At 45.5% G+C, this 25,741-nt stretch carries 23 protein-coding genes and 2 other annotated features; of the genes, 3 read left to right on the top strand and 20 right to left on the bottom strand.

From position 1 onward, the window contains the following. Positions 1-22: 22 nt before the first annotated feature. Positions 23-244: a binding site (T-box leader), on the bottom strand. A 33-nt stretch (positions 245-277) separates the two neighbouring features. Continuing rightward, positions 278-506 (bottom strand) — a binding site (T-box leader). A gap of 46 nt (positions 507-552) precedes the next feature. The 5 genes from ACZ07B_RS15795 to ACZ07B_RS15815 form a co-directional block, all read right to left on the bottom strand. Continuing rightward, the gene (locus ACZ07B_RS15795) at positions 553-1,962 is read right to left on the bottom strand and encodes an MFS transporter (protein WP_464877411.1); all 1,410 of its coding nucleotides are present in this window, start codon (positions 1,960-1,962) and stop codon (positions 553-555) included. Then, positions 1,962-2,432 carry an Rrf2 family transcriptional regulator gene (locus ACZ07B_RS15800; protein ID WP_017696247.1) on the bottom strand — a complete coding sequence of 157 codons (471 nt, stop codon included), beginning with the start codon at positions 2,430-2,432 and terminating at the stop codon, positions 1,962-1,964. The genes ACZ07B_RS15795 and ACZ07B_RS15800 overlap by 1 nt, the downstream gene beginning before the upstream one ends. Positions 2,433-2,543: 111 nt before the next feature. After that, complete coding sequence (locus tag ACZ07B_RS15805; RefSeq protein ID WP_017696246.1) at positions 2,544-3,044, bottom strand: YwgA family protein; 501 nt, start codon at positions 3,042-3,044, stop codon at positions 2,544-2,546. A 35-nt stretch (positions 3,045-3,079) separates the two neighbouring features. Next, positions 3,080-4,381, bottom strand: coding sequence for an HD domain-containing protein (locus tag ACZ07B_RS15810; protein ID WP_024571616.1), 1,302 nt, complete (start codon positions 4,379-4,381; stop codon positions 3,080-3,082). Between the two features lie 161 nt (positions 4,382-4,542). After that, positions 4,543-4,767: a YuzB family protein gene (locus ACZ07B_RS15815; RefSeq protein ID WP_003222050.1), complete on the bottom strand. Its 225-nt coding sequence runs from the start codon at positions 4,765-4,767 to the stop codon at positions 4,543-4,545. A gap of 214 nt (positions 4,768-4,981) precedes the next feature. Here ACZ07B_RS15815 and rsfA point away from each other — a divergent pair, with 214 nt between their 5' ends. Continuing rightward, on the top strand, positions 4,982-5,758 hold the full coding sequence (gene rsfA, locus ACZ07B_RS15820) for a prespore-specific transcription regulator RsfA (protein WP_003227516.1): 777 nt from the start codon (positions 4,982-4,984) through the stop codon (positions 5,756-5,758). A gap of 143 nt (positions 5,759-5,901) precedes the next feature. Here the strand turns inward: rsfA and ACZ07B_RS15825 are convergent, their stop codons facing one another. The 4 genes from ACZ07B_RS15825 to pta all read right to left on the bottom strand — a co-directional run bounded on the left by ACZ07B_RS15825 (position 5,902) and on the right by pta (position 9,870). Further along, positions 5,902-6,792 (bottom strand): carboxylate/amino acid/amine transporter, encoded by an 891-nt coding sequence (locus ACZ07B_RS15825; RefSeq protein ID WP_064671821.1) that lies wholly within the window; start codon positions 6,790-6,792, stop codon positions 5,902-5,904. Between the two features lie 167 nt (positions 6,793-6,959). Beyond that, positions 6,960-7,805 carry an octanoyl-[GcvH]:protein N-octanoyltransferase gene (ywfL, locus tag ACZ07B_RS15830; protein WP_024571618.1) on the bottom strand — a complete coding sequence of 282 codons (846 nt, stop codon included), beginning with the start codon at positions 7,803-7,805 and terminating at the stop codon, positions 6,960-6,962. 48 nt (positions 7,806-7,853) lie between these two features. Beyond that, positions 7,854-8,753, bottom strand: a complete 900-nt coding sequence (gene cysL / locus ACZ07B_RS15835; RefSeq protein WP_088272553.1) for a cysJI operon transcriptional regulator CysL — start codon at positions 8,751-8,753, stop codon at positions 7,854-7,856. Between the two features lie 145 nt (positions 8,754-8,898). Continuing rightward, complete coding sequence (pta, locus tag ACZ07B_RS15840; protein ID WP_003235941.1) at positions 8,899-9,870, bottom strand: phosphate acetyltransferase; 972 nt, start codon at positions 9,868-9,870, stop codon at positions 8,899-8,901. A gap of 269 nt (positions 9,871-10,139) precedes the next feature. On the opposite strand from pta, the gene hemQ reads away from it, so the two are divergent. Together hemQ and bacG are read left to right on the top strand one after the other, a co-directional pair. Beyond that, positions 10,140-10,904 (top strand): hydrogen peroxide-dependent heme synthase, encoded by a 765-nt coding sequence (hemQ, locus tag ACZ07B_RS15845; protein ID WP_003227507.1) that lies wholly within the window; start codon positions 10,140-10,142, stop codon positions 10,902-10,904. A 132-nt stretch (positions 10,905-11,036) separates the two neighbouring features. Then, complete coding sequence (gene bacG, locus ACZ07B_RS15850; protein WP_464877412.1) at positions 11,037-11,816, top strand: NADPH-dependent reductase BacG; 780 nt, start codon at positions 11,037-11,039, stop codon at positions 11,814-11,816. 14 nt (positions 11,817-11,830) lie between these two features. Here the strand turns inward: bacG and bacF are convergent, their stop codons facing one another. The 11 genes from bacF to rocG form a co-directional block, all read right to left on the bottom strand. Next, entirely contained in the window at positions 11,831-13,030 is a 1,200-nt protein-coding gene (gene bacF / locus ACZ07B_RS15855) for a transaminase BacF (RefSeq protein ID WP_464877413.1), read from the bottom strand. After that, positions 13,031-14,215: a bacilysin exporter BacE gene (bacE, locus tag ACZ07B_RS15860; protein WP_014481236.1), complete on the bottom strand. Its 1,185-nt coding sequence runs from the start codon at positions 14,213-14,215 to the stop codon at positions 13,031-13,033. Continuing rightward, positions 14,212-15,630 carry an alanine--anticapsin ligase gene (bacD, locus tag ACZ07B_RS15865; RefSeq protein WP_038429808.1) on the bottom strand — a complete coding sequence of 473 codons (1,419 nt, stop codon included), beginning with the start codon at positions 15,628-15,630 and terminating at the stop codon, positions 14,212-14,214. The genes bacE and bacD overlap by 4 nt, the downstream gene beginning before the upstream one ends. 18 nt (positions 15,631-15,648) lie before the next feature. After that, positions 15,649-16,410 (bottom strand): dihydroanticapsin 7-dehydrogenase, encoded by a 762-nt coding sequence (gene bacC, locus ACZ07B_RS15870; RefSeq protein ID WP_070549230.1) that lies wholly within the window; start codon positions 16,408-16,410, stop codon positions 15,649-15,651. 2 nt (positions 16,411-16,412) lie between these two features. After that, on the bottom strand, positions 16,413-17,120 hold the full coding sequence (bacB, locus tag ACZ07B_RS15875; RefSeq protein WP_003244300.1) for a 3-((4R)-4-hydroxycyclohexa-1,5-dien-1-yl)-2-oxopropanoate isomerase: 708 nt from the start codon (positions 17,118-17,120) through the stop codon (positions 16,413-16,415). Beyond that, a complete protein-coding gene (gene bacA, locus ACZ07B_RS15880) occupies positions 17,110-17,724 on the bottom strand; it encodes a prephenate decarboxylase (protein WP_009968341.1) in 615 nt (204 codons plus the stop codon). The genes bacB and bacA overlap by 11 nt, the downstream gene beginning before the upstream one ends. 151 nt (positions 17,725-17,875) lie before the next feature. Beyond that, complete coding sequence (locus tag ACZ07B_RS15885) at positions 17,876-19,114, bottom strand: MFS transporter (protein ID WP_464877414.1); 1,239 nt, start codon at positions 19,112-19,114, stop codon at positions 17,876-17,878. A 209-nt stretch (positions 19,115-19,323) separates the two neighbouring features. Beyond that, complete coding sequence (locus tag ACZ07B_RS15890) at positions 19,324-20,736, bottom strand: amino acid permease (RefSeq protein WP_024571626.1); 1,413 nt, start codon at positions 20,734-20,736, stop codon at positions 19,324-19,326. Further along, the gene (locus tag ACZ07B_RS15895) at positions 20,736-22,436 is read right to left on the bottom strand and encodes a M20 family metallopeptidase (protein WP_327845684.1); all 1,701 of its coding nucleotides are present in this window, start codon (positions 22,434-22,436) and stop codon (positions 20,736-20,738) included. The genes ACZ07B_RS15890 and ACZ07B_RS15895 overlap by 1 nt, the downstream gene beginning before the upstream one ends. Before the next feature lie 84 nt (positions 22,437-22,520). Further along, positions 22,521-24,068 (bottom strand): L-glutamate gamma-semialdehyde dehydrogenase, encoded by a 1,548-nt coding sequence (pruA, locus tag ACZ07B_RS15900; protein WP_086344447.1) that lies wholly within the window; start codon positions 24,066-24,068, stop codon positions 22,521-22,523. 226 nt (positions 24,069-24,294) lie between these two features. Further along, entirely contained in the window at positions 24,295-25,569 is a 1,275-nt protein-coding gene (gene rocG, locus ACZ07B_RS15905; RefSeq protein WP_464877415.1) for a glutamate dehydrogenase, read from the bottom strand. Between the last annotated feature and the right edge of the window lie 172 nt (positions 25,570-25,741).

Genomic DNA, 25,741 nt, shown 5'->3' on the forward strand with positions numbered 1-25,741 from the left:
AAAAAAACACACCCGTCCCGCAGATAGGGACGAGTGTGTGATTAACCCGTGGTTCCACCCAAGTTCCCGACAAATACTATGTTGTCGGCTCGGTGCTGTAACGCAGCATAGACGGCATTGGATACTTCAGTTCCCCAATGCTGCTCCAAGGCGGTAAATGATACTCCTAAGCTGGGAAGCTCTCACCTTTCCTTCCCTCTCTGAAAACCGTAACTATCATTCGTGTCCTTTTCAACGCATTTATGTAGTTCATATAAAAAAACACACCCATCCCTCTAAAAGGGACGAATGTGTTGATCATCCGTGGTTCCACCCAAATTCCCGATCAATTACACATGGTGATCGGCTTAAAGATGCTGTAACGCAGCATGACGGTATCAGATACTTGTTTTCCCCGATACGGCTCAAAGGCGGTAAGCTGCTTTCCCTTCGTTAGGAAGATCTCAGCTGTCCTTCCCTCTCTGGAAACCGTAAAAAGCATCTCGTGTCCTTATCAGTGCCTGTTGTTTCAATAATTTTTTATATCTTACTATATATTCCCACAAAGCGCAATCAGTGATTTACATTTTTTTCTGACGCGGCAGTCCCGTTATGGGCAGCCAGAAACAGCCATACAAGCAATGCAGCGAGGCTGTATGCCGCTCCCATCATCAAAAACGTAAACCCGGCACCGGCATACCAAGTGGCGGACAGATGAATAATCACCCCGGTTATCGCTACACCGATCAAGGCTCCGATTTGCCGGTTTGCATTTAACGCCGCACCGGCGATATTCGCATGTCTTTGCCCGGCAGCCTGCATGATCACAGTTGTCATGGCAGGAACTGTAATACCGGTACAGAGGTTCATAACAGACATCAACACCGCCAGCTGCCAATAAGGAAAATCCGGAGAAATCAGCACAAACAACAGCAATGCAATGATACAGCTGACCGCCATTGATACAAACATAAGCTGACCGGCTTCAAACCGATTCGCCAGACGGGCAAACAGCAGATTGCCGATCACGAAGACCGCCATCATCGGCAGCAGCTCCACTCCAGCCATAAAGGAACTTGCGCCTCCTGCTTCCTGCAAAAAAAGGCTGAGCATAAACATGCCGCCAAAAAGGGCGAAATTCAGCAAAAACCCGATAAATTGGGCAGCTGAGAAGCGGCCGTTTTTGTATAAGGACGCCGGCAGGATGGGTGCTTTTGCAGAAATTTCCCGCAACAAAAACAGCACAAATGCCAAAATCGCTGCAGTAAATGCTGCAAGAATCACTGGCGAGCGCCAGCCCGCTGAAGGCCCCTGTATCAAAGCATAGGAAAGAAACCCGAGAGCCATCATGCCAAGCAGATGCCCGATGATGTTCACGCGGCTGCTTTTTCCCGGAACGCGGCTGAGGATTCGGTAAGCTGAAATGAGCGCAGCAGCCCCTATTGGCACATTGATCAGAAAAATACTCTGCCAGCCCGCCAACTCTACCAGCACGCCCCCGATAAAAGGCCCAAGGGCTGAAGCGGCGGAAACAAGCGCGGCCCACAGTCCAAACATTCTCGCCCGCACCCGCTCATCAGGGTAAGAGGCAGCCAAAAGGCTGAGTGAGCTTGGCATAAACAAAGCTGCTCCAATTCCCTGTATGAGACGTCCGGCAATCAGCATCTGCCCATTTATAGATGCAGCGCATAGACAGGAGGCCAGAACAAAAACGGCTAGACCCAAGATATAGATCGTCTTCGAGCCGAAACGGTCAGCCAAGGCTCCGCCCGCCAGCAGAAGCGACGCAAAAGTAAGAATGTACCCGTCCACAACCCACGTTACACCTGAAAGTGACATCGAAAGAGCGTTTTGCATATCAGCCATCGCCACATTTACAACGGTTACATCAAGAGTTGCCATGAGGAAACCAAGTGCGAGCACGATCAGCACGGATATGCCTGTTGATGATGTTGATTCTTGTATAGACCCGCTATTTTTCATTACAATTGCCCTTTCACTTGCTTGATTACCCAATCATCTATTTTTTCAAGATCATACAATTCCCCGACTCTGTCCATGACATGCTGCAAGGATTCTTCTCTCATAAGATTGGACCATTTATCCTCGATTTCCCCCATGACTGTCTCCAGCACACAGTGACTTTCACCCTCAAATACAGATTGCAGCAGGCCTTTCCCCTGATACATCGAACCTCTGCCTTCGACCGCTTGATAAACATCATAAAGCGTAATGTCAGCCAAAGGCTTCGTCAAGGTAAAACCGCCCTTCGTCCCTGGCAAGGATTCTGCCAAACCGGCTTGAACCAATGTTCTCATCAGCTTCTTCAAGTAAGACGGAGACACACGCAATCGCTGGCTTATAGCCTCTGACGTCAAAGAAGCCTGTACCGGCAGCCGTGACAGTAACAGCAGCACAGAAACCGCCTGCTCCATTCCTGATTTCATTTTCATTCTATTCACTCCTGATTCATTATGGATAACTATTATCCATAATGAATCTCTTAGCAGCTTTTGTCAATAAAAAAAGCAAAAGAAACGATTCATTTCTTTTGCTTGGTATGGTTAACAAATCTGCTTCAGTTCCTCTATGTATTGAAGCGCTTCGTCATATTCTTCATTTGTATATTTTTGCTTGCTTTTGATGGTAAAGACTTTTTCTTTCTTTTCCTCTTCCTCAAGCCCGTCAAAGTAAAGGATCGTGGAAACCAGCTCTAAAAACCGTGATGAACGGCTGTTTACACTGTCGATATAGCCTTTCATATCCGGCATGTCCAGATCAGCATGGTCTAAAAATGCGGAGCCTGTCTCAGTCAGCGAATACCGGTATTGAAAGTAGCCGCCCTTTTTTTCCTTCACCTCATGCAGAAATCCAAGGTTGCACAGCTCTTCAATCTGGAGCGTCAGTTCCTCTGAATATGGTCCGTAAAAGTGAAAATCATATTTCTCATAGAAAGGAAACTGCATTTTCTTGGCGATATAAATCATTTTCTGCAGCTTCTTTCGCCCGATGATTTCTCCAGAATCCGAGAACACCTTCATCAGTTTTGCATGTTCTTTCAACAAATTCCCGACATCTCCTTTTTCCTTCTTTCCAATTTCTATGTCAGTCCCAGCAGCTGCCGGATTTTCATTTTCGCTTCCGGATGTTCAGAGCCGTCACAAATCAAGTCCTTTGGATAGTACAGCTTGTGGTCCGTCCGCCGTTTACCTGAGATGGATTCCACAATAGCCGACTGCCTGGACAGCTCTTTAATTTGGCCGTTTTGCGTCAAGAGATGGATCGGCAGACGCTCCTCTTCCTCTCCCGGTCGGTAAAAATCGTATGGCAGATCTGATGAAGAATCAACGACCAAATAATAGCTCGGATCGATTCCCGCCTCTTTGAACAATGAAGTCAGCTCAAAATAAGCCGACATTTCTTCATTCGGATTGAATTCAACGTATTGGAACAGCTGGCGGTTAATGAATCTGCGGCACAAGTCGGATAAAATCGCGTCTTCTTCATCCTCCCAGGCCTGGAAGTAATACAAAATAATAGATTCATCCAGCTTTACATAATCCTCCAGTGTCAATTTCCCTTCAAAAATAGAATAGAAATGAACCGGAGCGTGAGTGAAGACATAGCCTTCATCGTGCAGCTGCTTCGCCCTGTGAAGAATCTTCGTTAAAATGACCTCTGCACTTCTGGTCACAGGATGGAAGTAGACCTGCCAGTACATTTGGTAACGGCTCATGATATAGTCTTCGACAGCGTGCATTCCGCTTTCTTTAATGACGATCTGATCCTCGCGCGGCCGCATCACCCGAAGAATCCGCTCCATATCAAAATGGCCGTAGCTGACGCCCGTATAATATGCGTCGCGCTGCAGGTAATCCATGCGGTCTGCGTCAATCTGACTCGAAATCAGGCTGACTACTTGCTTGTTTTTATATGTTTTGGCAATGACTTCAGCAACATCCTGAGGGAAACCCGGGCTCACCTTTCTGAGCACCTGATTAACCTCCGTGTCTCCCAAAATGATACCTCTTGTAAAATCCTCATGGTCAAGGTGAAAGACCTTTTCAAATGAATGCGAGAACGGCCCGTGCCCGAGGTCATGAAGCAGCGCCGCGGCCAAACAGAGTTCGCGCTCACTGTCATCCCATTCAGGGCGGCCTTTAAAGACGTCATCAACCATTCTTCTGACAATTTCATAGACACCGAGAGAATGGTTGAACCGGCTGTGCTCAGCCCCATGGAACGTCAAATAGGTCGTTCCGAGCTGCTTAATTCTGCGGAGACGCTGAAATTCACGGGTTCCGATCAAATCCCATATCAGCTTGTCCCGAACATGAACATAGCGGTGCACCGGATCTTTAAACACTTTTTCTTCTGATAATTTTCCATTTGGATACGCCATCGTCATTCCCTCTTTTTTTTAGCCGTGTTTCTATTATATCGACTCTATTCTTTGAAAACATCCTTGAATTTGCCCGGCGATTTGTTCCATCTTCATGAAAAACACATCTTGTGAAGCAAAAAAGCCTGACCTGAGGGCCGAGGCTAAGAAAAAATATGTTTTTACTTTTTTATTTTCTTTTTTACTTTGTCAATCAGCTCATCCTCTGTCGGAGCTGACAGCGGGCGATTGTTCACAAAAGCAAATGATTTTTTCCGTCCGGGCCCGCAATAAGATTGGCATCCTACCTCAACCTTTGCGTCCGGGTCCACTTCTTTCAAACGCGGCAGCAATGTTTTGATATTAGTGGCTTGGCAATCATCACACACTCGAAATTCATTAGCCATGACGTACGCTTCCCTTCATTTCTATGTTCATCTATGTGAATAACCTAAAATCACGTTTCAAAAAAAATCACATCACTCTTCATTTTACAAGGATTCGACTGTTCCTGCAAGCCGCTCCATCCTTCGTATCTCCTATTCTTTCAGCCAATTTGTATAAATATTTTCCAACCTGGACATTCTAATACCATGAAAAGAAAAATGGGAGTTGAGATAAATGACAAAACAGCGACAAGACGCTTGGTCAGAGGAAAACGATCTGCTTTTAGCCGAAACAGTGCTTCGGCATGTGAGGGAGGGCAGCACTCAGCTGAACGCCTTTGAAGAAGTCGGCGATAAATTAAACCGGACATCCGCAGCCTGCGGATTCAGATGGAACGCAGTGGTCCGCCATCAATATGAAAAAGCGCTTCAGCTTGCGAAGAAACAACGAAAACAGCGGATGAGAGCGCTCGGAAACGGGCAGCCCGCGAAAAAAAGATTATTATATCAGCCTCCTGCCGTTGATCCTGAAATCATTCAAGAAACCGCTGCAGAAGAGCCGGTTAAAACGGAAACACCTTCTGTCGAAAATGAGCAACCTTTAATGTCTGGCGAACATATGCCTTTTGTTGATGAAAGCTTTAAGGAAGAGTTAGCTAGTCTATCACACTTATTGTCTCCTCAAACGCCTGCAGCTGCGCCTGAGATGACGATGAATGATGTGATCCGCTTCCTGCAGAATTACGAAGGCAATAACGAGCAATCATCAGCATTAAAAATGGAAAACGAGCGTTTAAAGAAAGAAAATCAGGAATTGCAAAACAAAACAGAGCAGCTAGAGGCAGAAGTTCAAAAGCTTGAAAAAGACCAAAAAACGATCCAAGAAGATTATGAAACCTTGGTGAAAATTATGAACAGAGCCAGAAAGCTAGTTTTATTTGAAGAAGATGAACATGCCTCTCCGTCCTTCAAAATGGACCGGAACGGCAATTTAGAAAAATTAGCGGAATGACATAGAAAAATCCCAAGACGGGCAGCTGTTTTGGGATTTTCGCCATGTACAAAATCCCCTTTTCTATTGAGAAAAGAGAATTTCCTCATTTTGCAGCCGGATCAGCTATTCTTGTAAAATGAGGCCAAGCTTATGTGAATCTATTAAGACATGTGAGCTGCCTCGGCCGTTTTTTGTTTCCGAGGCGCAGCAGAAATGACCAAAAGCCCCAGCATCATAAGCGCAATGCCCAGCCACGAGGAAGGCGAAAGCATTTCCCCTATGAAAAACACACCAAGCAATGAAGCCGTCAGCGGTTCAGCTAAAGACAGCGTGACCGCCGCCGAGGCCGGAACCCCGGTAAGCCCTTTCGCAAACAAAAAGTATGCGGCACATGTTGCAATTAACCCGATGTAAAGGCTTGTTCCCAGTCCTCTAGGGGTCCATATCCACGAGATATCTGACTGCCATAATAGCGGCGTCAGCAAGATGGCGCTGATCATGAATACAACGGCGGAGGTCGCTCGAGGAGGCTGGGTTTTCATCATCGCTTTACTGATGAGCGTATAGCCTGCAAAAGAAGCACCCGCTCCAAGCGCCATAAGAACACCAGCCACATCAATCCGAACATTGGAACTGTCGGAAAACAGAAGCCAGCAACCCGCTAAAGCCAGCACAGTCGCAATCCACCAAGAGTTTCGCGGGCGTTTCTTCAATACGGCCCATTCGAGGGTCCCGGCAATGATAGGCGCACTGCCGATGGCAATCACAGTTCCCACTGCAATTCCCGTTTCTTTAACCGCTGTGAAAAACAGCGGCTGGTAACACGCCATACAAACAGCGGCTAAAAATACGAGCGGCCATGACCAATTTTTCACGTGAAGCTCCCGGCTGATCCAAACCGCAAGCAGCATGGCGCTTCCTCCTATTAATAACCTGAACGCCCCAAATGCCAGTGGTGTGGCGCTTTCTGGAGCCAACGCCTGAACGGTTCCCGTAGTTCCCCAGAAAAAAGCCGCCATCAATACAAAAAGGCTGTAAATATTCCCCTTCATCTGCCTCTCCCCTTTAATATGGATGCTGATGTCATTTTATCGTTTTTCTTTTTGTCGTGGTTATCTGTATGTAAGAAGGATTTATCTGAAAATAAGATTATTGGGGTAAAATGCCGCTTGAGATAAAAAATGCATGCCGTCATATACAGCCGGCATGCGAAGAACGTTCACCCAAATACCTTTGCATTCCGCTCAGCCATCCGGATAAGGTTTTTCTCAAATTCCATTTCCTCATCAATGGACAGTCCAGCTGAATAAAGATGGGTGCTTAACGCTTTTAATTCCGTCAATAAAGCGAACATTAAGTCTTGTACGGAGATGTCTTTTTGCAGAAGCTCACTTAAGGACGCCATCGTTTCCGGACGTATTTCCGGATAGACGCCTTTTTTATCGTTTTGTTTGTCTTTCAGCGCCGCTTGATAAAATCGTCTGATCAAGTCGGCCCTTTCACTGCCGCTTTTATCCGCACAGAGATAAATTTGAACAGCGACTCCGCCGCGAACGCGTCTCTGAGAGATGCCGGCAAACTTTTTGCCATTTATACTGAGGTCATAGCTGCCGGGACAATAAGACCCTTCAATTTCATAGGCTTCGATCTTTGCGTTATACGGTCTCAGCATTCGTCTCATCAGCTCGACCATCGCTTCATATCCTTTGTCTATATCGATGCCTTTCTTTTCGTCCTCGAATATGAGAGAGATATTTAAAACACCGTCATCCAATACGACGGCAAGACCGCCGGAATTGCGTACGATCACACGGTATCCTTCGCTCTCCAGCAAGGAGATGCCATCCTGCAAAAACGGGAGGCGTGTATCCTGTATTCCAAGGACAATTGTATCGTGGTGCACCCATGAGCGCGCTGTCGCCGGCGACACGCCTTTTCCGACGGACATGCACAGCGTATCATCCATTGCGAAGGATTGCTTCGCATCAAATAAAGGGCCGAGACTGGATTGGTCAATGACTCTCCATTTCGGCTGCATCAGTAAATCAATCGGTTGGTTTGCCATCTATGTAAAACCCTTTCATGTTAGGCTTATTGAACGAAAACTATTATATCATTTCAGCAGCTGTGATTGATAATTGCTTTTCAGCATCGTAAGAAAAATTTCTTTATTTTTTGTATTCTCCATGAGAGGGGAATGAATGTAAGACAGCTTGCGCTTTAACGAGAAATCTTTAATATGCAGAATTGAGATTTCGCGGTGGATCAAATCCTTATGCAGTACGCTTCTGGATAGAACCGAAAGTCCCATGCCGTTAATCACCGCTTCCTTTACACCTTGATTGCTGCTGATAGTGAACATTGATTTCGGCCGAAGTCCATTTGAACTGAGTACATGATCGAGATATTCTCTCGTCCCGGAGCCTTTCTCTCTTGTCACCCACGCTTCGTTCTGCAAATCGCTGATCGAAATCTCTTTCCGCCCGGCGAGCGGATGCTGATTTGGAGCGGCAATGCACATTTCATCCTCCATGAACGGTTCAATTTCCAGCTCATTCTCGTTTGTATGTCCTTCAATCAGCCCGATATCAGCCTGAAGCATACGCACACGCTCGCTGACCTCCTCTGTATTGCCAATCATGACATCGAGGTTCAGCTCTGGATACAGCTTTTGCAGTTGGGCCAATAGCGGCGGAAGAATATACTCACCAATTGTAAAGCTTGCAGCTATTTTCAATTCGCCCTTCACATAGTGATGATGCGCATAGATTTCAGCCTTGGCTTGTTCGTAGAGAAACACCATTTGCTTTGCTCTTTGATATAAAATGTCTCCTGTCGGCGTTGTCGTAAAGTGTTTTGGCGACCTGTTCAGAAGAGCCGTTTGAAATTCTTTCTCAAGATTTTTGATATGCAGACTGACGCTGGGCTGGGAGATCATCAGCTTTTCCGCCGCTTTTGTGAAGTTTTTTTCTTCTACCACCGCTATAAACGTTTTCAGCACGTCGTAATACAAAAACCCCACCCCTGTCATTAATGAAATATATGGTTATGATTAGTTTTCTTTATTGTACTCATATCATCCATCTTGGTAAAGAAGGCTATACGGAAGCGCAAAAAAGGCAGCCCTCGGTCGAGAGCTGCCATCGTCTTCATTTTTATTACAGTGCTTGCGCCGCTGTAATTAATGCGAGATTGTAAACATCTTCAGCGTTACATCCTCTTGAAAGGTCGTTTACAGGCATATTTAAACCTTGCAGGATTGGTCCTACTGCTTCAAAGTTGCCCAAACGCTGAGCGATTTTATAGCCGATGTTTCCTGCTTCAAGGCTTGGGAATACGAATACGTTAGCGTCCCCTTTGATCTCGGAATCCGGCGCTTTTTTCTCAGCTACAGATGGAACAAATGCAGCATCGAATTGGAATTCGCCGTCAAGTGTCAGTTCAGGCGCTTTTTCTTTCGCGATTTTCACTGCATCCGCTACTTTTTCTGTTTCATCAGATTTTGCTGAGCCTTTTGTAGAGAAGCTGAGCATTGCCACGCGAGGCTCAATGTCGAACATTTTTGCCGTATTGGCACTTTCGATCGCAATCTCGGCAAGGTCTTGGCTGTCAGGCGCAATGTTGATCGCGCAATCTGCGAATACGTATTGCTCTTCCCCGCGAGCCATGATGAACACGCCTGAAGTCTTTTTCACGCCTTCTTTTGTTTTGATGATTTGAAGAGCCGGGCGGACAGTGTCAGCTGTCGAGTGAGCAGCTCCGCTTACAAGTCCGTCTGCAAGGCCTTTATACACCAGCATTGTACCGAAGTAGTTCTCGTCTAATAACGCTTTGCGAGCCTGTTCTTCTGTCGCTTTGCCTTTGCGGCGTTCTACAAATGCTTGTACAAGGTCTTCCATGCCTTCATATGTATGAGGATCATAAATCTTAACGCCGTCCAGCGTAAGGTTCAATTCTTTTGCTTTTGCTTGGATCTCATTTTCATTGCCGATCACAATCGGATTCAGCACTTTGTTTCCTGCAAGCTTGCTGACCGCTTCTAAAATACGCTCGTCTAAGCCTTCAGGAAATACAATTTTAACGTCTTTTCCAGCTACTTTTTCTTGCACTGTTGAAAATAAATCTGCCACAATAAAACCTCCTCAAAAAGTTACAAAAACGCTTTCTTTTACTAGCATACTCTTCTTCCAATCAAATTCAAACAGCCAACTTTCATTATAGCGCTTTCATAAAAAAATCTTATTTTTCTAACTAATTTAAGTGACTCAATCTTCCCTTATAGGTTCTTCTATTTTGATGGAGTTATACGGAAGGGATGTTCAAGGTTTCTCCACAGTAGAATCGGATAAACTATGGTATAGTGAAGGCAATCATGAAAAGATAATGGGAGTGAAGATAAATGAGTGAACAGCAAATGACGAATGAAGCTGCAAAAACGCTTGACGGCTGGTATGCGCTTCATGATTTCCGCACAATGGATTGGACTTCCTGGAAGCTGCTGTCCAGTGATGAGCGCCAATCTATCATACATGAATTCACCGGGTTGCTTGAAAAATGGGGCGTAGCCCAAAAAGAAGGAAAAGGATCGCAAACTCTTTACAGCATCGTCGGCCAAAAAGCTGATTTTATGCTGATGATCCTTCGTCCTACAATGGAAGAATTAAATCAAATTGAGCTTGAATTCAACAAATCAAGACTTGCTGAGTTCACCATTCCGGCATACTCCTACGTATCAGTGGTAGAGCTGAGCAACTACTTGGCAAGCGGTGACGGCGATCCTTATGAAAATCCGCATGTGCGCGCTCGCCTTTACCCTGAACTGCCGGAATCTAAATATGTATGCTTCTATCCAATGGATAAAAGAAGATCTGGCAACGACAACTGGTATATGCTTTCAATGGAAGAACGCAGAAACTTGATGAGAAGCCACGGTTTAATCGGCCGCAGCTATGCGGGCAAAGTCAAACAGATCATCACCGGCTCTGTCGGCTTTGACGATTACGAGTGGGGCGTTACATTATTTAGCGATGATGTCCTTCAATTCAAGAAGCTAGTGTATGAAATGCGTTTTGACGAAGTCAGCGCTCGCTATGGCGAATTTGGTTCATTCTTTGTCGGCAATCACCTTTCGCTTGATACACTTCCTCAATTCCTATATGTATAATATCCCCTCCCGCCCTATCCGGCGGGAGTTTTTCAATCCTCCTTTATCAGAATTTAAATAAAATTTGCTATTTTCTTCGTTTTTTCTTACGATGTAGATAATAATCCAATTTTTTCAAAGGGGTGCAGTTATTTGTCAAAACGAACCGCATTTGTTATGGGAGCCAGTCAAGGGATCGGGAAAGCAATCGCTCTGAAATTAGCAGACCAGCATTTTTCCCTCGTCATTAATTCGCGAAATTTGGATAATATTGAATCTGTCAAAGAAGACATTTTTACCAAGCATCCTGAGGCGAGCGTCATTGTCCTTGCGGGGGATATGTCTGACCGGCATACGAGAGCGGGCATTTTTCAGGAAATCGAATCTCAATGCGGACGGCTTGATGTTCTGATTAATAATATCCCGGGCGGCGCGCCTGATACATTTGATAACTGCAATATAGACGATATGACGGCCACGTTCACTCAAAAGACCGTTGCCTATATTGACGCTATCAAGCGTGCTTCCTCACTGATGAAACAAAACGAGTTTGGCAGAATCATCAACATTGTCGGAAATCTGTGGAAAGAACCCGGCGCCAACATGTTCACAAACAGTATGATGAATGCCGCTTTAATTAACGCCAGTAAAAATATTTCCATCCAGCTTGCTCCTCACAACATTACTGTCAATTGTCTGAATCCTGGTTTTATCGCTACAGACCGTTATCATCAATTTGTGGAAAATATGATGAAAAAGAACAGCATATCCAAACAGGAAGCAGAGGAACAGATTGCTTCCGGGATTCCGATGAAACGGGTCGGATCAGCCGAAGAAACCGCAGCGCTCGCCGCGTTTCTTGCCTCTGAGGAAGCCTCCTACATCACGGGGCAGCAAATTTCCGCTGACGGCGGCAGCATGAAAAGCATATAAAAACATCCCGCTTTTTAGCGGGATGTTTCTTGTAATGACCCGAACGGCAGGTTCAGCTTTTGAATCCGCATGACAAATTCCCGCAGATCCTCCTGCTTCGACACCATTGAGATTCTGACATGCCTTTTTCCGTTGCTTCCAAAAATTTCGCCCGGTGTGACTACGACATGGGCATGCTCCAGCAAGTAATCGGAAAATTGGTGAGATGTCTCAAACGTATTCGGAATTTCAGCCCATACGTAAAAGGTTCCTTTTGGCTTTTCCATCTTCCAGCCCAGTTCCTTTTCACAAAGCTCCGTAAAAAAGTCAATTCGTTCCTTATAAATTCGTTTCAACGATTCCGTATGCTCCGGATCTCCAGAAAGCGCCGCACTCGCTGCCTGCTGCAGCCCGCCGAACATGCCGACAAATACATGATCCTGAAATTCATTGACGGCCTGAATGATCCTTTCGTTCCCAACCGCAAACGCCATTCTCCAGCCGGCCATGTTAAATGTTTTTGAAAATGAATAAAGCTCTGCTCCGACAATTTTGGCATCCTCTGCCTCAAGAAAGCTGGCCGGTTTTTGATCGAATTCAAACGCCCCGTATGCAAAATCATGAATCAAATGGATGTTATGCTCTTTCGCAAAAGCAGCAGCTTTTGCATAAAAAGCCGCATTAGCCACAGCTCCAGTGGGGTTGTTCGGATAGTTTAAAAACATAAGCTTCGCTTTTTCCAGCACGGCTGGATCAATCTTTTCAAAATCCGGCAGATAGCCATTTTCTTCATACAGCGGCATTTCGTAAAGCTCAGCTCGCGCCATCGTAATCCCTGATAAATATTCAGGGTAGCCTGGATTCGGGACTAAAGCGATGTCTCCCGGATTGAGCAGGCATTGTGTCAGCACATACAAACCGGCTTTCCCGCCTCCGAAAAGCGCGACCTCCGTTTCAGGATTGATTGTCACGCCGTATTCTCTTTTATAGAAAGCAGCGATTGCTTCCTTCAAAAAAGGATAACCTCTGAATGGGCCGTATCCATGAAACGAAGGATTCAGAGACGCCTCTCGCAAAGCCTCGACAATATGCGGCGGAGTGGGAAGGTCAGGGTTCCCCTGTCCGAGATTAATGATATGGGCTCCCGTTTTTTCCATTTCCTTTACCTTTTGAAAAACGAGAGAAAACTCCTGCCTTGGAAGTGTCTTGATGACATCGGACGGTGTTATTTCCATCTAAAAGACTCCTTTTTGCTCCGTTTTGTTATCCCGTTCCAAAAACGATTTGTTGACGAGCTTCGTATGCAAAAACAAACCGCATACGATCACGACAATCAGCCCCATAATGACCGGAGCGCTTAGGATGTTAATGAACATTGAACCAATAGAAATGCATAATCCGATAGACGCTTCGGCCACTGAAAAAATGCGCCCTTGAATCTGGTTTGCCGCATTTTCCTGAACCTTCACTTTTGCAAGCACTTCCCCGTATTCCATCGCGATGAAAAAGAGGATCGCCGCGATGACAGAAACAGCGAAAATCGGCGTGAATAAAAACAGCGCCAGCGAGACAATGGATAAAACGGTAAAGTACGTCAGGCCTCTATTGTTGTTAAAGCCCCATTTGCTGACAAGCGCCGCTCCGATAAAGCCGCCGAAGCCGATGCAGAACGTGAGAATAAAGTTGCCGATTTCCCCGTCACCCAGAAAGCGGCTGACAATCGGAAAATAGCTGTACACGACTCCCCACAGCAAAGCCATCGTAATCATCGTAAACATGGCGTTTAATACGAATGCATTGGTTTTGATTTCCTTGAGTCCTTCCTTAAAAGACTGAAAGGCCTCTTTAATGTTTTCAGATTGAATCGGCACAAATTGCAGCTTGATACGGCTGATAAAAAATGCCGAAACCAGGTATGTCACACCGTTAAAGGCAACAGCCAGCTCTACAGATCCGCCTAACAGAAAGAGCCCTCCGGCAGCCGCCCCGACGATAATGGAAATGGTTGTCGCTTTTGCAAATAACGTGTTGATGCTTTTAATATCTGATTCCAAGGATGACATGACAGCGAGACGGGCGGGATTAAAAAACACGCCGCTTCCATAAGAAATAAACAGCAGGGCCAGAAAAATCAGCGGATACTCGCCTTTTGGAAGAAATGTGAGCCCCAAAAAGATGATGCCTCTGATGATATCCGTCCACAGCATGATCTTAATTCTGTCTAACCGGTCGACCAGAACCCCCAAAAACGGCTGAAACACCATCGGAATGCTTCTGACCACGATGACCCCGGACGTCACCCAATAATCGTGATAATATGTAGACAAAATGAGCAGGGCTGGGAGAACACAATAGTCTCCCATAAACGATAGCGCCTGCCCGTAAAGCAAGTATTTAGAGTTGGGTTTCAGCTGTTTCATACTGGCAGCACATACTTTGCCGTCAGCTTCGCATGCTGCTGAATTTGTCTGATTGATTCAGCCACATCCTGTGAATTACTGCCTTTCAGTTCAAATGCAGCAATGGAATTGAAAGCTTCAAACAATGTCAAATCAACTGAAGTGCCTGGTGCTGCGGCCGAAAAAGAAACGATTTCAGTATCCCCTTTTAAAAGCCCGTCCGGAATATCGATCGCTTCAATGACCAAATCCTCAGCAGTTTCTGGAATCTGGCCATTTTGTTTGAAATGCTGTGGGTACAAATGGCAGTCGGCAACATAATAAGGCTCTTGATCCAATAATCCGTCCGGCAGATCGGCGTCTTTTCCGAAACAAAGGACATCTAATAATAATTGCGCCATATCAAGGCCGAAAACCTTTTTAATGTTAGGAATCATATTCCAGCCGGCAAATCTGGCTGCTGATTCTATTAAACCCGGTTCTCTGTTTTTCATTAGCTTGATCTCTGTATGTGTTGCGCAATTTTGCAGGCCAAGCCCTTCATTTGCCTTTTTGGCAGCTTCGACAATTTTCTTTTTTGCCTCTTCATCCAGAATGGACGGCGTAATGTGGGATGTCTCTGTAAACCCGATTTGCGGCGTTTTATCATGAATGGCGATCGGGAAATACTCACCGTCAGCCATGATGCCTTCTATACTGATATAGTCGGAGTACCCTTCTGTTTGATACCAGTCTCCGTACTCACCCTGTAAAAATTCTTCAGCGATAAACGGCGCTTCAAACGTAACCGCCTTTGGCACGTTAATTGATTTCAGATAGTCATTGACTCTGTTAAATTCATCTTCTGCCGTCTCAGTGTCCGTAATCAGCGTTACACCGATTGAACTCGCTAAGTATGTAGGCTTTAAGATAAGAGGTGTGCCGATCTCTTCAAGAGCAGCACGGAAATCTTCAAGAGTTGTGACTCGTTTGTTTTTGATCGATTTGACTCCGGCCTTATTAAAAGCGTCCCTCATTTTATTTTTATCTCTGGCATTTTCGGCTGCCTGCACGCCGGCACCTCTCAGGCCCAGACGTTCACAGGCTTTCGCCATCGGAGCAATGAATAATTCATTGTTTGTTGTGATGGCATCCGCCCCAAACATTTCGGCAACCTTGACGATTTGCTCGACGACCTCTTCCTCAGGCTTGTCATGATCCTCATGCGCCCAATAAATGGAATCAGGATGCTCAAAATCAGCTAAACTCTTAAAATAGTCTTTATCTTTTATGACCGCGACCGAGTATTTTTCAATCAATGCTGCATGGGAGGCTGTAATTGCAAAAGGTCTTGGAATAAAGCTGACCAGGTTATATTTTTCAGCAGCGCTTTTATAAAACATGTGCGGCGGGCAGCCTCCAAGATCAGCGATGACCAATACTGTTTTTCTCTCCATATGTAAAACACTCCTTCTCTATTGTGCGGTGTATCCTCCGTCTGCGGTGATGGCGCTTCCGGTCATATAGCTTGATAAATCCGAGGCTAAAAACAGCATCACGTTTGCGATTTCTTCAGGTTTCCCAAGCCTCAGCAGCGGATTTACCTTCGCCTTTTCTTTTTTGATCTCTTCAAGTGTGCCTTCATTATTTTCAAGGAATGATTTTTCATTCAGCGGTGTGTCGATGATCCCTGGGCATACGCAGTTCACTCGAATGTGATGCTTCGCATAATCAACAGCCATTGATTTAGTCAGCTGCAAAACCCCGCCTTTGCTGGCGTTATAGGCAGGAATATCAGGCCATGCCACGAGTCCGCCGACAGAGCACGTATTAATGATGTTGCCCTTGCCGGCGGCCAGCATATGCTTGAGTGCATGTTTGCTCATTAAAAACGTGCCGGTCAAATTGACTTGCAGCACCTTGTTCCAATCTCTGAGCTCCATCTCGTGAATAGGCGCCACGATTTCGATGCCTGCATTATTAATCAAGACATCGAGCCCGCCAAATGTATGAACCGCCGATTCAACTGCGTGCTGGCAGGCAGCTTCGTCTGTGATGTCCGTTTGCACAAAGTGCAGCCTGTCATTATTTTCTTTTCGTACCATTGCTTCTCCCTGCGCTTCGTCAATATCCGCCACAACTACATTGGCCTGCTGGCCCAAAAAAGCCTGAACCGCAGCATAACCAATGCCTGATGCGCCTCCTGTTATGAGGACGGTTTTATCGGTGAGGTTCATGATCATTCATCCGCCTTCATTTTTTTTGCTTTTGCTCTGTTGTAGCGCGGCGGGAAGAAGATATTAATCGATTTTGATTCTTTTTCCGAACGGTTGATGGCACCGTGATCTTCACGAGGCTCACAGAAATAGGCTGTGCCGAATTTCATCTCGACTGTGCAGCCTTCGACCGTCATGTCATAGCCGCCGCCGATGCAGATGCCGATTTGTTCATTCCGATGTTTATGGAAAGGCATTTCTCCGCCATTTCCAGGGATTTTGGCAAGCATAATTTCTACCCAATCCTCAACAAAGAACGTGACTTCCATGCCCGGCAACAGGTCTCTTGTTTTGAAAATATCCAAAAAGTAGTCCTCAGGACTTGTATATGTTTCATCAGCTTTCAGCCGCTTGATATCAATAGCAATCACTTCTTGGTCTGTGTCGTTTCTTGCCCCGTGAGGCACATGCGGCGGCGCGATATAGGCAGATTCCAAGGCTGTCATTTTTCTTGTCACATCTCCGACAGTCATCATCAGCTCGCCAGAAACGACCATGCCGATTTGGACCTCCTTATGCTGATGGGGTTCAACATTGGTATGCGGCGGGACGTAAGACATTAATACTTCAGTATCCCCTCGTACGGTTGAATACTGCCTCACTCCGTTTTCCCATTCAATTAATTTCGGTGTCGGGAAATAAAGCTCCTGCATATCTTCTTTAGTTTTCATCATCAACGTCTCCTTTTCCAAATAATGACCAGCTCATTGGAATGCTTTTGAATGTTTTTACAAAGGTTAGCCCGTACTTTTGCCGTGCAAGCTCATTGGTTAAGGCAATGTCATACAAACCTTCTTTTACTTTTCTTGCGGCTTGACTGGTTGAATTGACTAGTTTGAAACGAACATCTTTGCGGGTAAAATATTTTATTAAATTAATAGGTGAAGGATGTGAAACAATAACAGATGTATCAAGCATATCGTCTCTGAATTCAAAATCAGGACGAACAGCCAGGCCGTACATCGGTGTATCGCACCTGAAGATCTGCAATAGCTGCAAATCCGGCCTCATGTAGAAATGCTTAATGCCATCGTAAGCATGTGGGACGATGGTATATTCCAGCGGGCTTTGGAGCGTCCTTTCGATGCATGATTCAAAAGTATCATGCAAGGACAATTTACTGTTCAGCCCTTGTAGAAGAGTAAAATTGGAAATGAAATGCTTTGCTGCGTACTCACTGCTTGTCCCCTCAGGGCCGAGCGTGTTGACTGTAATGAGTTTGGATAGTGAATCAGTTCTTTTTTTTGTCTGAATGCTATTATCCAATATAATCATGAGCACCAACCAATCTTTTAAAATTTTAAGTAAATTTTATCCAGCGGAAATTGAACTGTCAATGTTTTTTGAAAATATTGATAATTATTCCCATACAAACAAAAAAACCCTTTATAAAGGGTTTTTAATTATAGGAATTTAGAAACTTTGTTTATTGAGATAAGGACTGATCGGCCTTCTGCTCAAGTTTGCCGTACTTTTTATATGCGAATACACTGAGCACAAATCCGAGGACTGTGATGGCGGCGCAAATCAATCCGACAGCTGCATAGCCGTATGCCACATATACGGGTCCCATTAAAGCAGAACCTAATGTCACGGCCAGATTCGAGGCGAGGCTGTAAAACACCATGACTTTTCCGCGATGACGCTCTGAGCAGTCACTCAAAATGGTGCTGAGCAGCGTCACCGTCAAACTTTGCATTAATCCCCAAATAAATAGGCTGGTGATTAACAGAAACATAGACGCCGGCGCATATGGTAAACACGCCAGCAGAACGCTGATGATCCCCAGCGCAATCAAAAGGGAGCGCATTTTTCCAATGCGGTCGGCTATCTTTCCTGTAATCACACTCATGGAAAACCCGATTCCATAAATCATGATAAATAAGCCCGCAGCCGTGTTTCCTCCGGTAAAAACGTCCTGAAGATAGGTGCCTAAAAAGGAATACATACCGTAAAAACCAATCATATTACAAAAAGTTATCGTGATATAAACAGGTACACGAGGGACTTTCATCGCATCCCGGAATGTTCCTGCCGGCTCTTCTATTTCTTCCTTGCCGCTGTTTTTATGTTGGGCATGGCGGCGCATTTCAAGGAGAATCAGCAGGACAACTAAAACGCCCATCAAGGCGAAAATCCAAAACGTCCATCTCCAATGCAGGACGCCGCCGATAAATGATCCGAGCGGCACTCCGAAAATCAGCGCCAGCGACCAGCTTGAAACGATCAGTCCCATCACCTTGCCCCGGTATGTATAAGGAACACGATCACCGACAACTGCGTAAGCGGTCGGAACAAACGCTCCCGCAGCCAATCCCGAAAGCGCCCGGCCTAAAAAGAAGAAAAAAATATTTTGAGCTAAAGCGCATATCACCGTTCCTATGATAAAGATCATAAGCCCGGCCAATAAGCTCAGTTCTCTGGAGTATTTATCGCCTAATGGAACCAAAAGCGGCGCACCGATAAAAATCATAACGCCGTAAATACTGATAGATAATGCAAGGACGCTGACATCTGAGCTGAAGGCTTTTGCTAAATCCGGCAGCAGCGGTGAGATCACAAGCTCTTCAGATCCGGCTGCAAATACCCCCATCGTTAAAGCCAGTGCCAACAATAACGGAAAATGATGTTTTGTTTTGATGTCATTGTTTTGATTGCTGTTCATTCTTTCTCAAACACCTCTTCCATAATCTTCTTATCATAAAGTTGTATTATAGTTTAGCATTGTTTTTTCACTATTTACAATTCGAACGAAATATTTATAAGTTTTATTATTTTCATTTAAACCCCATTATATATTTCTATATTTCATTCTAAAAATACATGAGGATGTAATGCGTAAAAAAAGCTCTCCGGCCTCCCGGAGAGCTTTTTCTATTGCGCCTCTGTCTGCTTTTTTTCAATCGGTTCATGATTTATACGCTTTTTGATGCTTAGATGATAGTATGCATAACAGAAAATAATGATCGGCACACCGCAGTATAAGCCAATTCTTTGATCCGGAATGAAAATAAGGCTGATCAACACGCAGCCATATAAACAAAATCCGAGAATCGGGACTAGCGGATAAAGCGGCGTTCTGAACTCCAGATCATTCACATTTCCGCCTTCTGCCAGGAAACGTCTGCGAAAGAAAAATTGCGACGCACAAATGGACATCCATGCGACAACTGTGACCATGCCCGAGATTGAGATACACCATAAATACACTGTTTCTGCGGCCATGACACTTGTCAGCAGCGAACAGCCTGAAATGCCTAGCGTAATCAGCAGAGCATTCATCGGCACGCCTTGTTTTGTCAGTCTGGTGAGAAAGGATGGACCCATTTGATTTGATGAAAGTGACCACATCATACGCGACGCCGCATACAATCCCGAATTAGCAACAGATAAAATGGCTGTTAAGATGACAAAGTTCATGATATCTGCCGAAAATGGGATGCCGATTTGATCGAGTACCGCTACAAATGGGCTTTCAATCACCCCCGCCGTTTTGTACGGAAGGATGGCAACCAAGACGAACATAGCGAGCACAAAGAAAAACAGCGTGCGCCAAATAACATTTCGAATGGACTTTGGCAGTGTTTTTTCCGGGCTTTCACTTTCCCCTGCCGCAATGCCGACAAGCTCCGTTCCTTGGAACGAGAAGTTTACCATGACCAGCGTAAACATAACGGCCAGCACCCCATTAGGGAAAAGCCCTCTATCAGTCATAAAGTTAGACAAAAAGGGTGTTTCCTGTCCGCCTTTAAAGTCAATCAAGCCAAACACAGCGGCTCCGCCAATCACAATAAATAATATGATCGCCGCCACTTTGATGCTTGAAAACCAAAATTCCATTTCCGCAAAGCTTCTGACAGAGAGCGCATTAATCAAAAAGATGACGATGCCGAACACGAGGCACCATATCCAGATCGGAACGGAGGGCAGCCACCTTTGCATCAAAATGCCTGCTGACGTCAGCTCTAACCCCACTGTATTCGCCCAGCTGAACCAATACAGCCAGCCAATCATAAAGCCTGTCGACGGTCCCAGAAATTTAGTGGCGTAGGCCTGAAACGATCCGGCCACCGGCATGGCAACAGCCAATTCTCCTAAACAAAGCATGACGAGATACATTAAAAATCCGCCGATGATATACGCGGCAATGGCGCCGAGCGGTCCCGCCTGGCTAATGGTAAAGCCAGAGCCTAGAAACAGCCCAGTGCCAATCACCCCTCCCAAAGCAATCATAAACAAATGCCTGCTTTTCATGCTGCGCTGCAATTCATTTTTATGATTCTGCATCATCCTTCCCCCTTTGGTTCTTTTGCCGTGATGGTCATCCGGTAGCTTTGCAAAAGGTGAACGGTGGTTTGCTGTATGAGGAGAGGCAATACATGAAATGTGTACGGTTTATAGACTCGTTCTGTCCATTTATGGCCGTCTTTTCCGTACACACCCATATTAATGGATGGAATATTCAGCTTGCGTATATCTTTGAACGGAATGGTCCCAATCATATTCCACCCAGGGAAGTTCCTGATAAAAGAATCAATTTCGCCATCGGTTTCGTGCAGTGATAAAAAACTGCCGTCTGCCAAGTAGGGGAAAAACTTTTTGAAGACAAATGTTTCGCCTGTCGATTCAGCGGTTTTGTCAGCCGCTTCTTTAATCACATGCTGCAAAAGCTGATCTCTTGCGCTATCTTCTTTCAAATAGTTATGCGGCAGGTAAGGAGGTGCGTAAAATAGAATGACTTTTGCGCCTTGATCGGGGTCAAGCTTTTGAAGCTCTTCGATTGCCTGAAAGCATCTCATGCGAAGTTCAAGGTGCTCGTTGGCTTTGAATGTCTGCTCGATACACTGCTCGGGATCTATCCCCCGGTTTCTCAGCTTTTCTAAGTATTGCTCCAGGCTATACACTTGAATGTCCCATGATAAATGTTTCTTTGGCAGGTTGGCTCTTTTTGTATATTCTTCATAATAATCTGATAATTTTTGTTCTGTCTCTCGGCATGCTTCCTCAGTGACTTCAATAAGCAAATCCATCATTTCTTTTGCTGTTCTTTCATAAATAAAACAATTGAAATACAAGCTGGTACTGACAGCCGTTTGCACATTATAGGATTCCTTGTTATCACGCTGATACAAACAGGATGGGGGCAGAACCAACTCCCCTTCAACCTTTTCTGCCAGATGGATGTTATTGTGAAGACGGCTTGTGATTTCAGATGAAATTAAATTTGGGTCAATCCCTGCCAGTGTATCGCCAACATGGACTTCACGCCCGTAAATGTAAAAGCAAGGCAGCAGTTTTCCCGCGGCTCCGGTATAGATATATCTTGTCTGATCACCATCGTAAAGCGGGGTAATAAAATCCGTATTAATAGCAGCCAAATAGTGAAGCTGTTTTTCTTTTTTTAGCCGGTTCAGCTCTGAAATGCTGGCAAGAATGCCCGAATGCTGGCTCTCCTCATCGGGATTGGCCATAAACAATACATTTCCCGGCAACGTCTCAAGGTTCTCCGAAAAATGCAGGAGATTGGCTAAATGCACGGCGATGCCGCTTTGCATATCGACAGATCCTCTTCCGAACATCCACTCGCCTGATTTGGCATCCCGCTGAACATCCTGATCGAACTCATAGCGGCTGAAATACTCGGCCAATTTCTCACAATCAAAAGCGATATCCTTTAAAGGGCCGAAATCTTCGATTCCAACTGTATCCAGATGGGCATGGTAAATGACTGTATTACGGCTTTCTCCATGTCCTTTAATAAACGCAAAAATATTTTTGCGATTGTATGGGTCATTGGGAATGGCCTGTTCCCACACATGACTGGGGTTTTCCTGAAAATAAGGATAGCTCGTGATCACTTCTTTGATGAAATCTGCTTTTGTCCCTTCTCCAACGGTGCCGTTCACGCTGCTGAGGCTGACCAGAGATGCTGTCAGCGCCTCCACTCTTTCAGCCGGATTCATGTGACTGATTTTTGTATACTGCATAAATTGTCCTCCTGATCAAAAAGTTGAAATCGTGCGATCCGCTAAAGAATCGCACGATTTTATTTCTCTCAAATCAAAAAGCTATCAAAAAGCTTCGGACGTTGTTTTGGCTTGCATATGAAGAATTAAGTAATCGGGACCGCCTGCTTTTGAGTCTGTTCCTGACATATTAAAACCGCCGAACGGCTGATAGCCGACAATTGCTCCGGTACATCCTCTGTTAAAATATAGGTTTCCGACATGGAAATCCTCGCGTGCCCGTTCAATGTGCGCACGGTTTTTCGTCAGAAGCGCACCTGTTAATCCGTATTCCGTGTTATTGGCAATCTCCAGCATATGATCGAAATCACGCGCTTTGCAAATCGCAACAACCGGACCGAAAATTTCTTCCTGCATCAAGCGGGCGTTTTCATCAACATCTGCAAAGATCGTCGGCTGAATAAAGTAGCCTTTTGAATCATCGCCTTCTCCGCCGGCCAATAGCTTGCCTTCAGATTTGCCGATTTCAATGTATTTCATCACTTTGTTGTAGGATGCTTCATGAATCACGGGACCCATATACGTATCAGGATCTTCTGGATTGCCGACAGTCAGCGTTTTGGTCAGCGCCACAGCTTTTTCCACCACTTCATCATAAACATCCTGATGAATGACCGCGCGGGATCCCGCAGAACACTTCTGTCCTGAATATCCAAAGGCTGAATACACGATAGAGGATGCAGCAAGGTCAAGATCAGCGTCCTTGTCGACAAGCACTGTGTCTTTTCCGCCCATTTCTGCAATTACCCGTTTGAGCCATTTTTGGCCCGGCTGCACTTTGGCGGCTCGCTCATAAATCCGGCAGCCGACTGCACGGGAACCTGTAAATGAGACAAACCGTGTTTTCGGATGCTCAACTAAGAAATCACCGATCTCCGCTCCATCTCCCGGAATGTAATTCAGAACGCCGTTTGGCAGACCCGCTTCCTCCATGACCTCGACAAATTTTGCTGCCACTACCGGGGCTGCGTCAGCCGGTTTTAAGAGAATCGTATTTCCTGTCACAATCGCTGCCGCCGCTGTTCCCGCCATAATCGCAAGCGGGAAGTTAAATGGAGAAATGACGATGCCGACGCCAAGCGCTTCGTAATGATATTGATTGACCTCGCCAGCACGGCTCTTCACCGGAGCCCCTTCCTTGAGCTTTAACATTTGGCGCGCGTAGAACTCTAAAAAGTCTATCGCTTCAGCCGTGTCCGCATCTGCTTCCTTCCACGGTTTTCCCGCTTCCTTCACAAGATAGCTTGAAAATTCATGCTTTCTTCTGCGCAAAATAGCCGCTGCCTTAAAGAGAATATTCGCGCGGTGCTCCGGTCTTTGTTTTTTCCAGGAATCAAATGCCTGCAATGCGGCTTGCATCGCTTTTTCGGCAAGCTCTTGATCCGCTGTAGACGCGTACCCAATGATCTCTTCTTTATTTGCCGGATTAATAGAAATGATTTTGCGGTCCGTTTCAATTTTTTCTCCATTTATGACAAGCGGATAATGCTTGCCGAGCTGAGTGTTTACAAAGGCCAATGACTCCCCAAATGCAGTTTTATTCTTTGCTTCCGTAAAATCGGTAAATGGTTCGTGCGCGTATGTGACTGTCATATGTAGTCCCCCTCGTGTTATGAAATATATCTTCGCATATGAATAAAAATGCAAGAATCATGCCATTTTCTTGTCTTTTGCTGAAAAAACTTGTTGAATCGAACAGAAATTTGTCTAACAGGTGATCACCTTTCTCTTTTTCCGATCTTGAACGCAAATTTATTTTGCGATTTTTGCTCTTTACGCAAAAAACAAATGCAAAATGATTTTGCGGAGGCTTCTCAAATTACACCCATCCGCGGAATCTCGATGCTTCTGCCGATTTTCTGATGCCCGTCATGTAAGCCGCCAAACGCATATCCACTTTATGTGTTGCCGCTGTTTGATAAATTGTTTCGAACGAGCTGACCATGACGTTTCTCAGTTTTTCTGCAACCTCTTCTTCTGACCAATAATATCCTTGGTTGTTTTGCACCCATTCAAAATAAGAAACCGTGACGCCGCCGGCACTCGCCAGGATATCCGGCACAAGCAGCACGTCTCTTTCATTCAGGATCTTAGTGGCATCAATGGTTGTCGGGCCGTTCGCTGCTTCGACAACAATTGACGCCTGAATGTTATGTGCGTTTTTGGCTGTGATTTGATTGGAGATCGCGGCAGGCACTAAAATATCGCAATCCTTTTCAAGCAGCTCCTCATTTGTGATGACGTCAGTAAATAAATTGGTGACCATACCAAAGCTGTCCCGTTTATCGAGCAAATAAGGGATATCAAGGCCGTCTGGGTTGTAGAGCCCGCCATTGGCATCAGAAATCCCGATCACCTTCGCGCCCGCATCGTGCATGAATTTGGCCAGGAAGCTACCCGCGTTTCCAAAGCCCTGTATGATGATGCGCGCGTTTTGCAGCTTGATCCCTTTTTTCTTCACCGCCTCTTCAATACAAATCGTGACGCCCTGTGCCGTCGCTGTTTCCCGTCCTTGCGATCCTCCCAAAACAAGCGGTTTACCTGTAATAAAGCCCGGAGAATCGAATTCCCGCAGCCGGCTGTACTCATCCATCATCCACGCCATAATCTGCGAATTTGTGTATACATCTGGAGCTGGAATATCCTTTGTCGGACCGACGATCTGGCTGATGGCACGGACATACCCCCTGCTCAGCTTTTCCAGTTCTCCAAATGACATTGTCCGCGGATCACAAATAATACCGCCCTTCCCGCCGCCGTAAGGAAGATTGGCAATCCCGCATTTGAGCGTCATCCAAATGGATAATGCCTTTACTTCCTCTTCATTAACTTCTGGATGGAAGCGAACGCCCCCCTTTGTCGGACCGACAGCATCATTGTGCTGTGACCGGTAGCCTGTGAACACTTTGACGCTCCCATTGTCCATTTTGACCGGAATGCGGACAGTGAGCATTCTCTGCGGCTCTTTCATGAGTTCATACATATCTCCCGGATAACCCAGCTTCCGAAGGGCTTCCTTAATGATTGTTTGGGTAGACAGAAATAAGTTAAGAGCTTCTTTTTCTTCATCTTTCGAGACTTGCTTTGCTGACATCTTTTTCACCTCATTGTTTTTTTGGCCGGTTGTAATGTAAGCGCTTTAAAAAATCAGCCCGCCAATTCCTTTCTGCATCGGATTCACCCTTATCATCATGCAAGATCCATACCAGCTTTTGAATCCACAAAAAAAGAGACTGAAAACATCTCAGTCTCTGACTACAAATCTA

The sequence above is a fragment of the Bacillus sp. 9.4 genome (assembly GCF_055486415.1).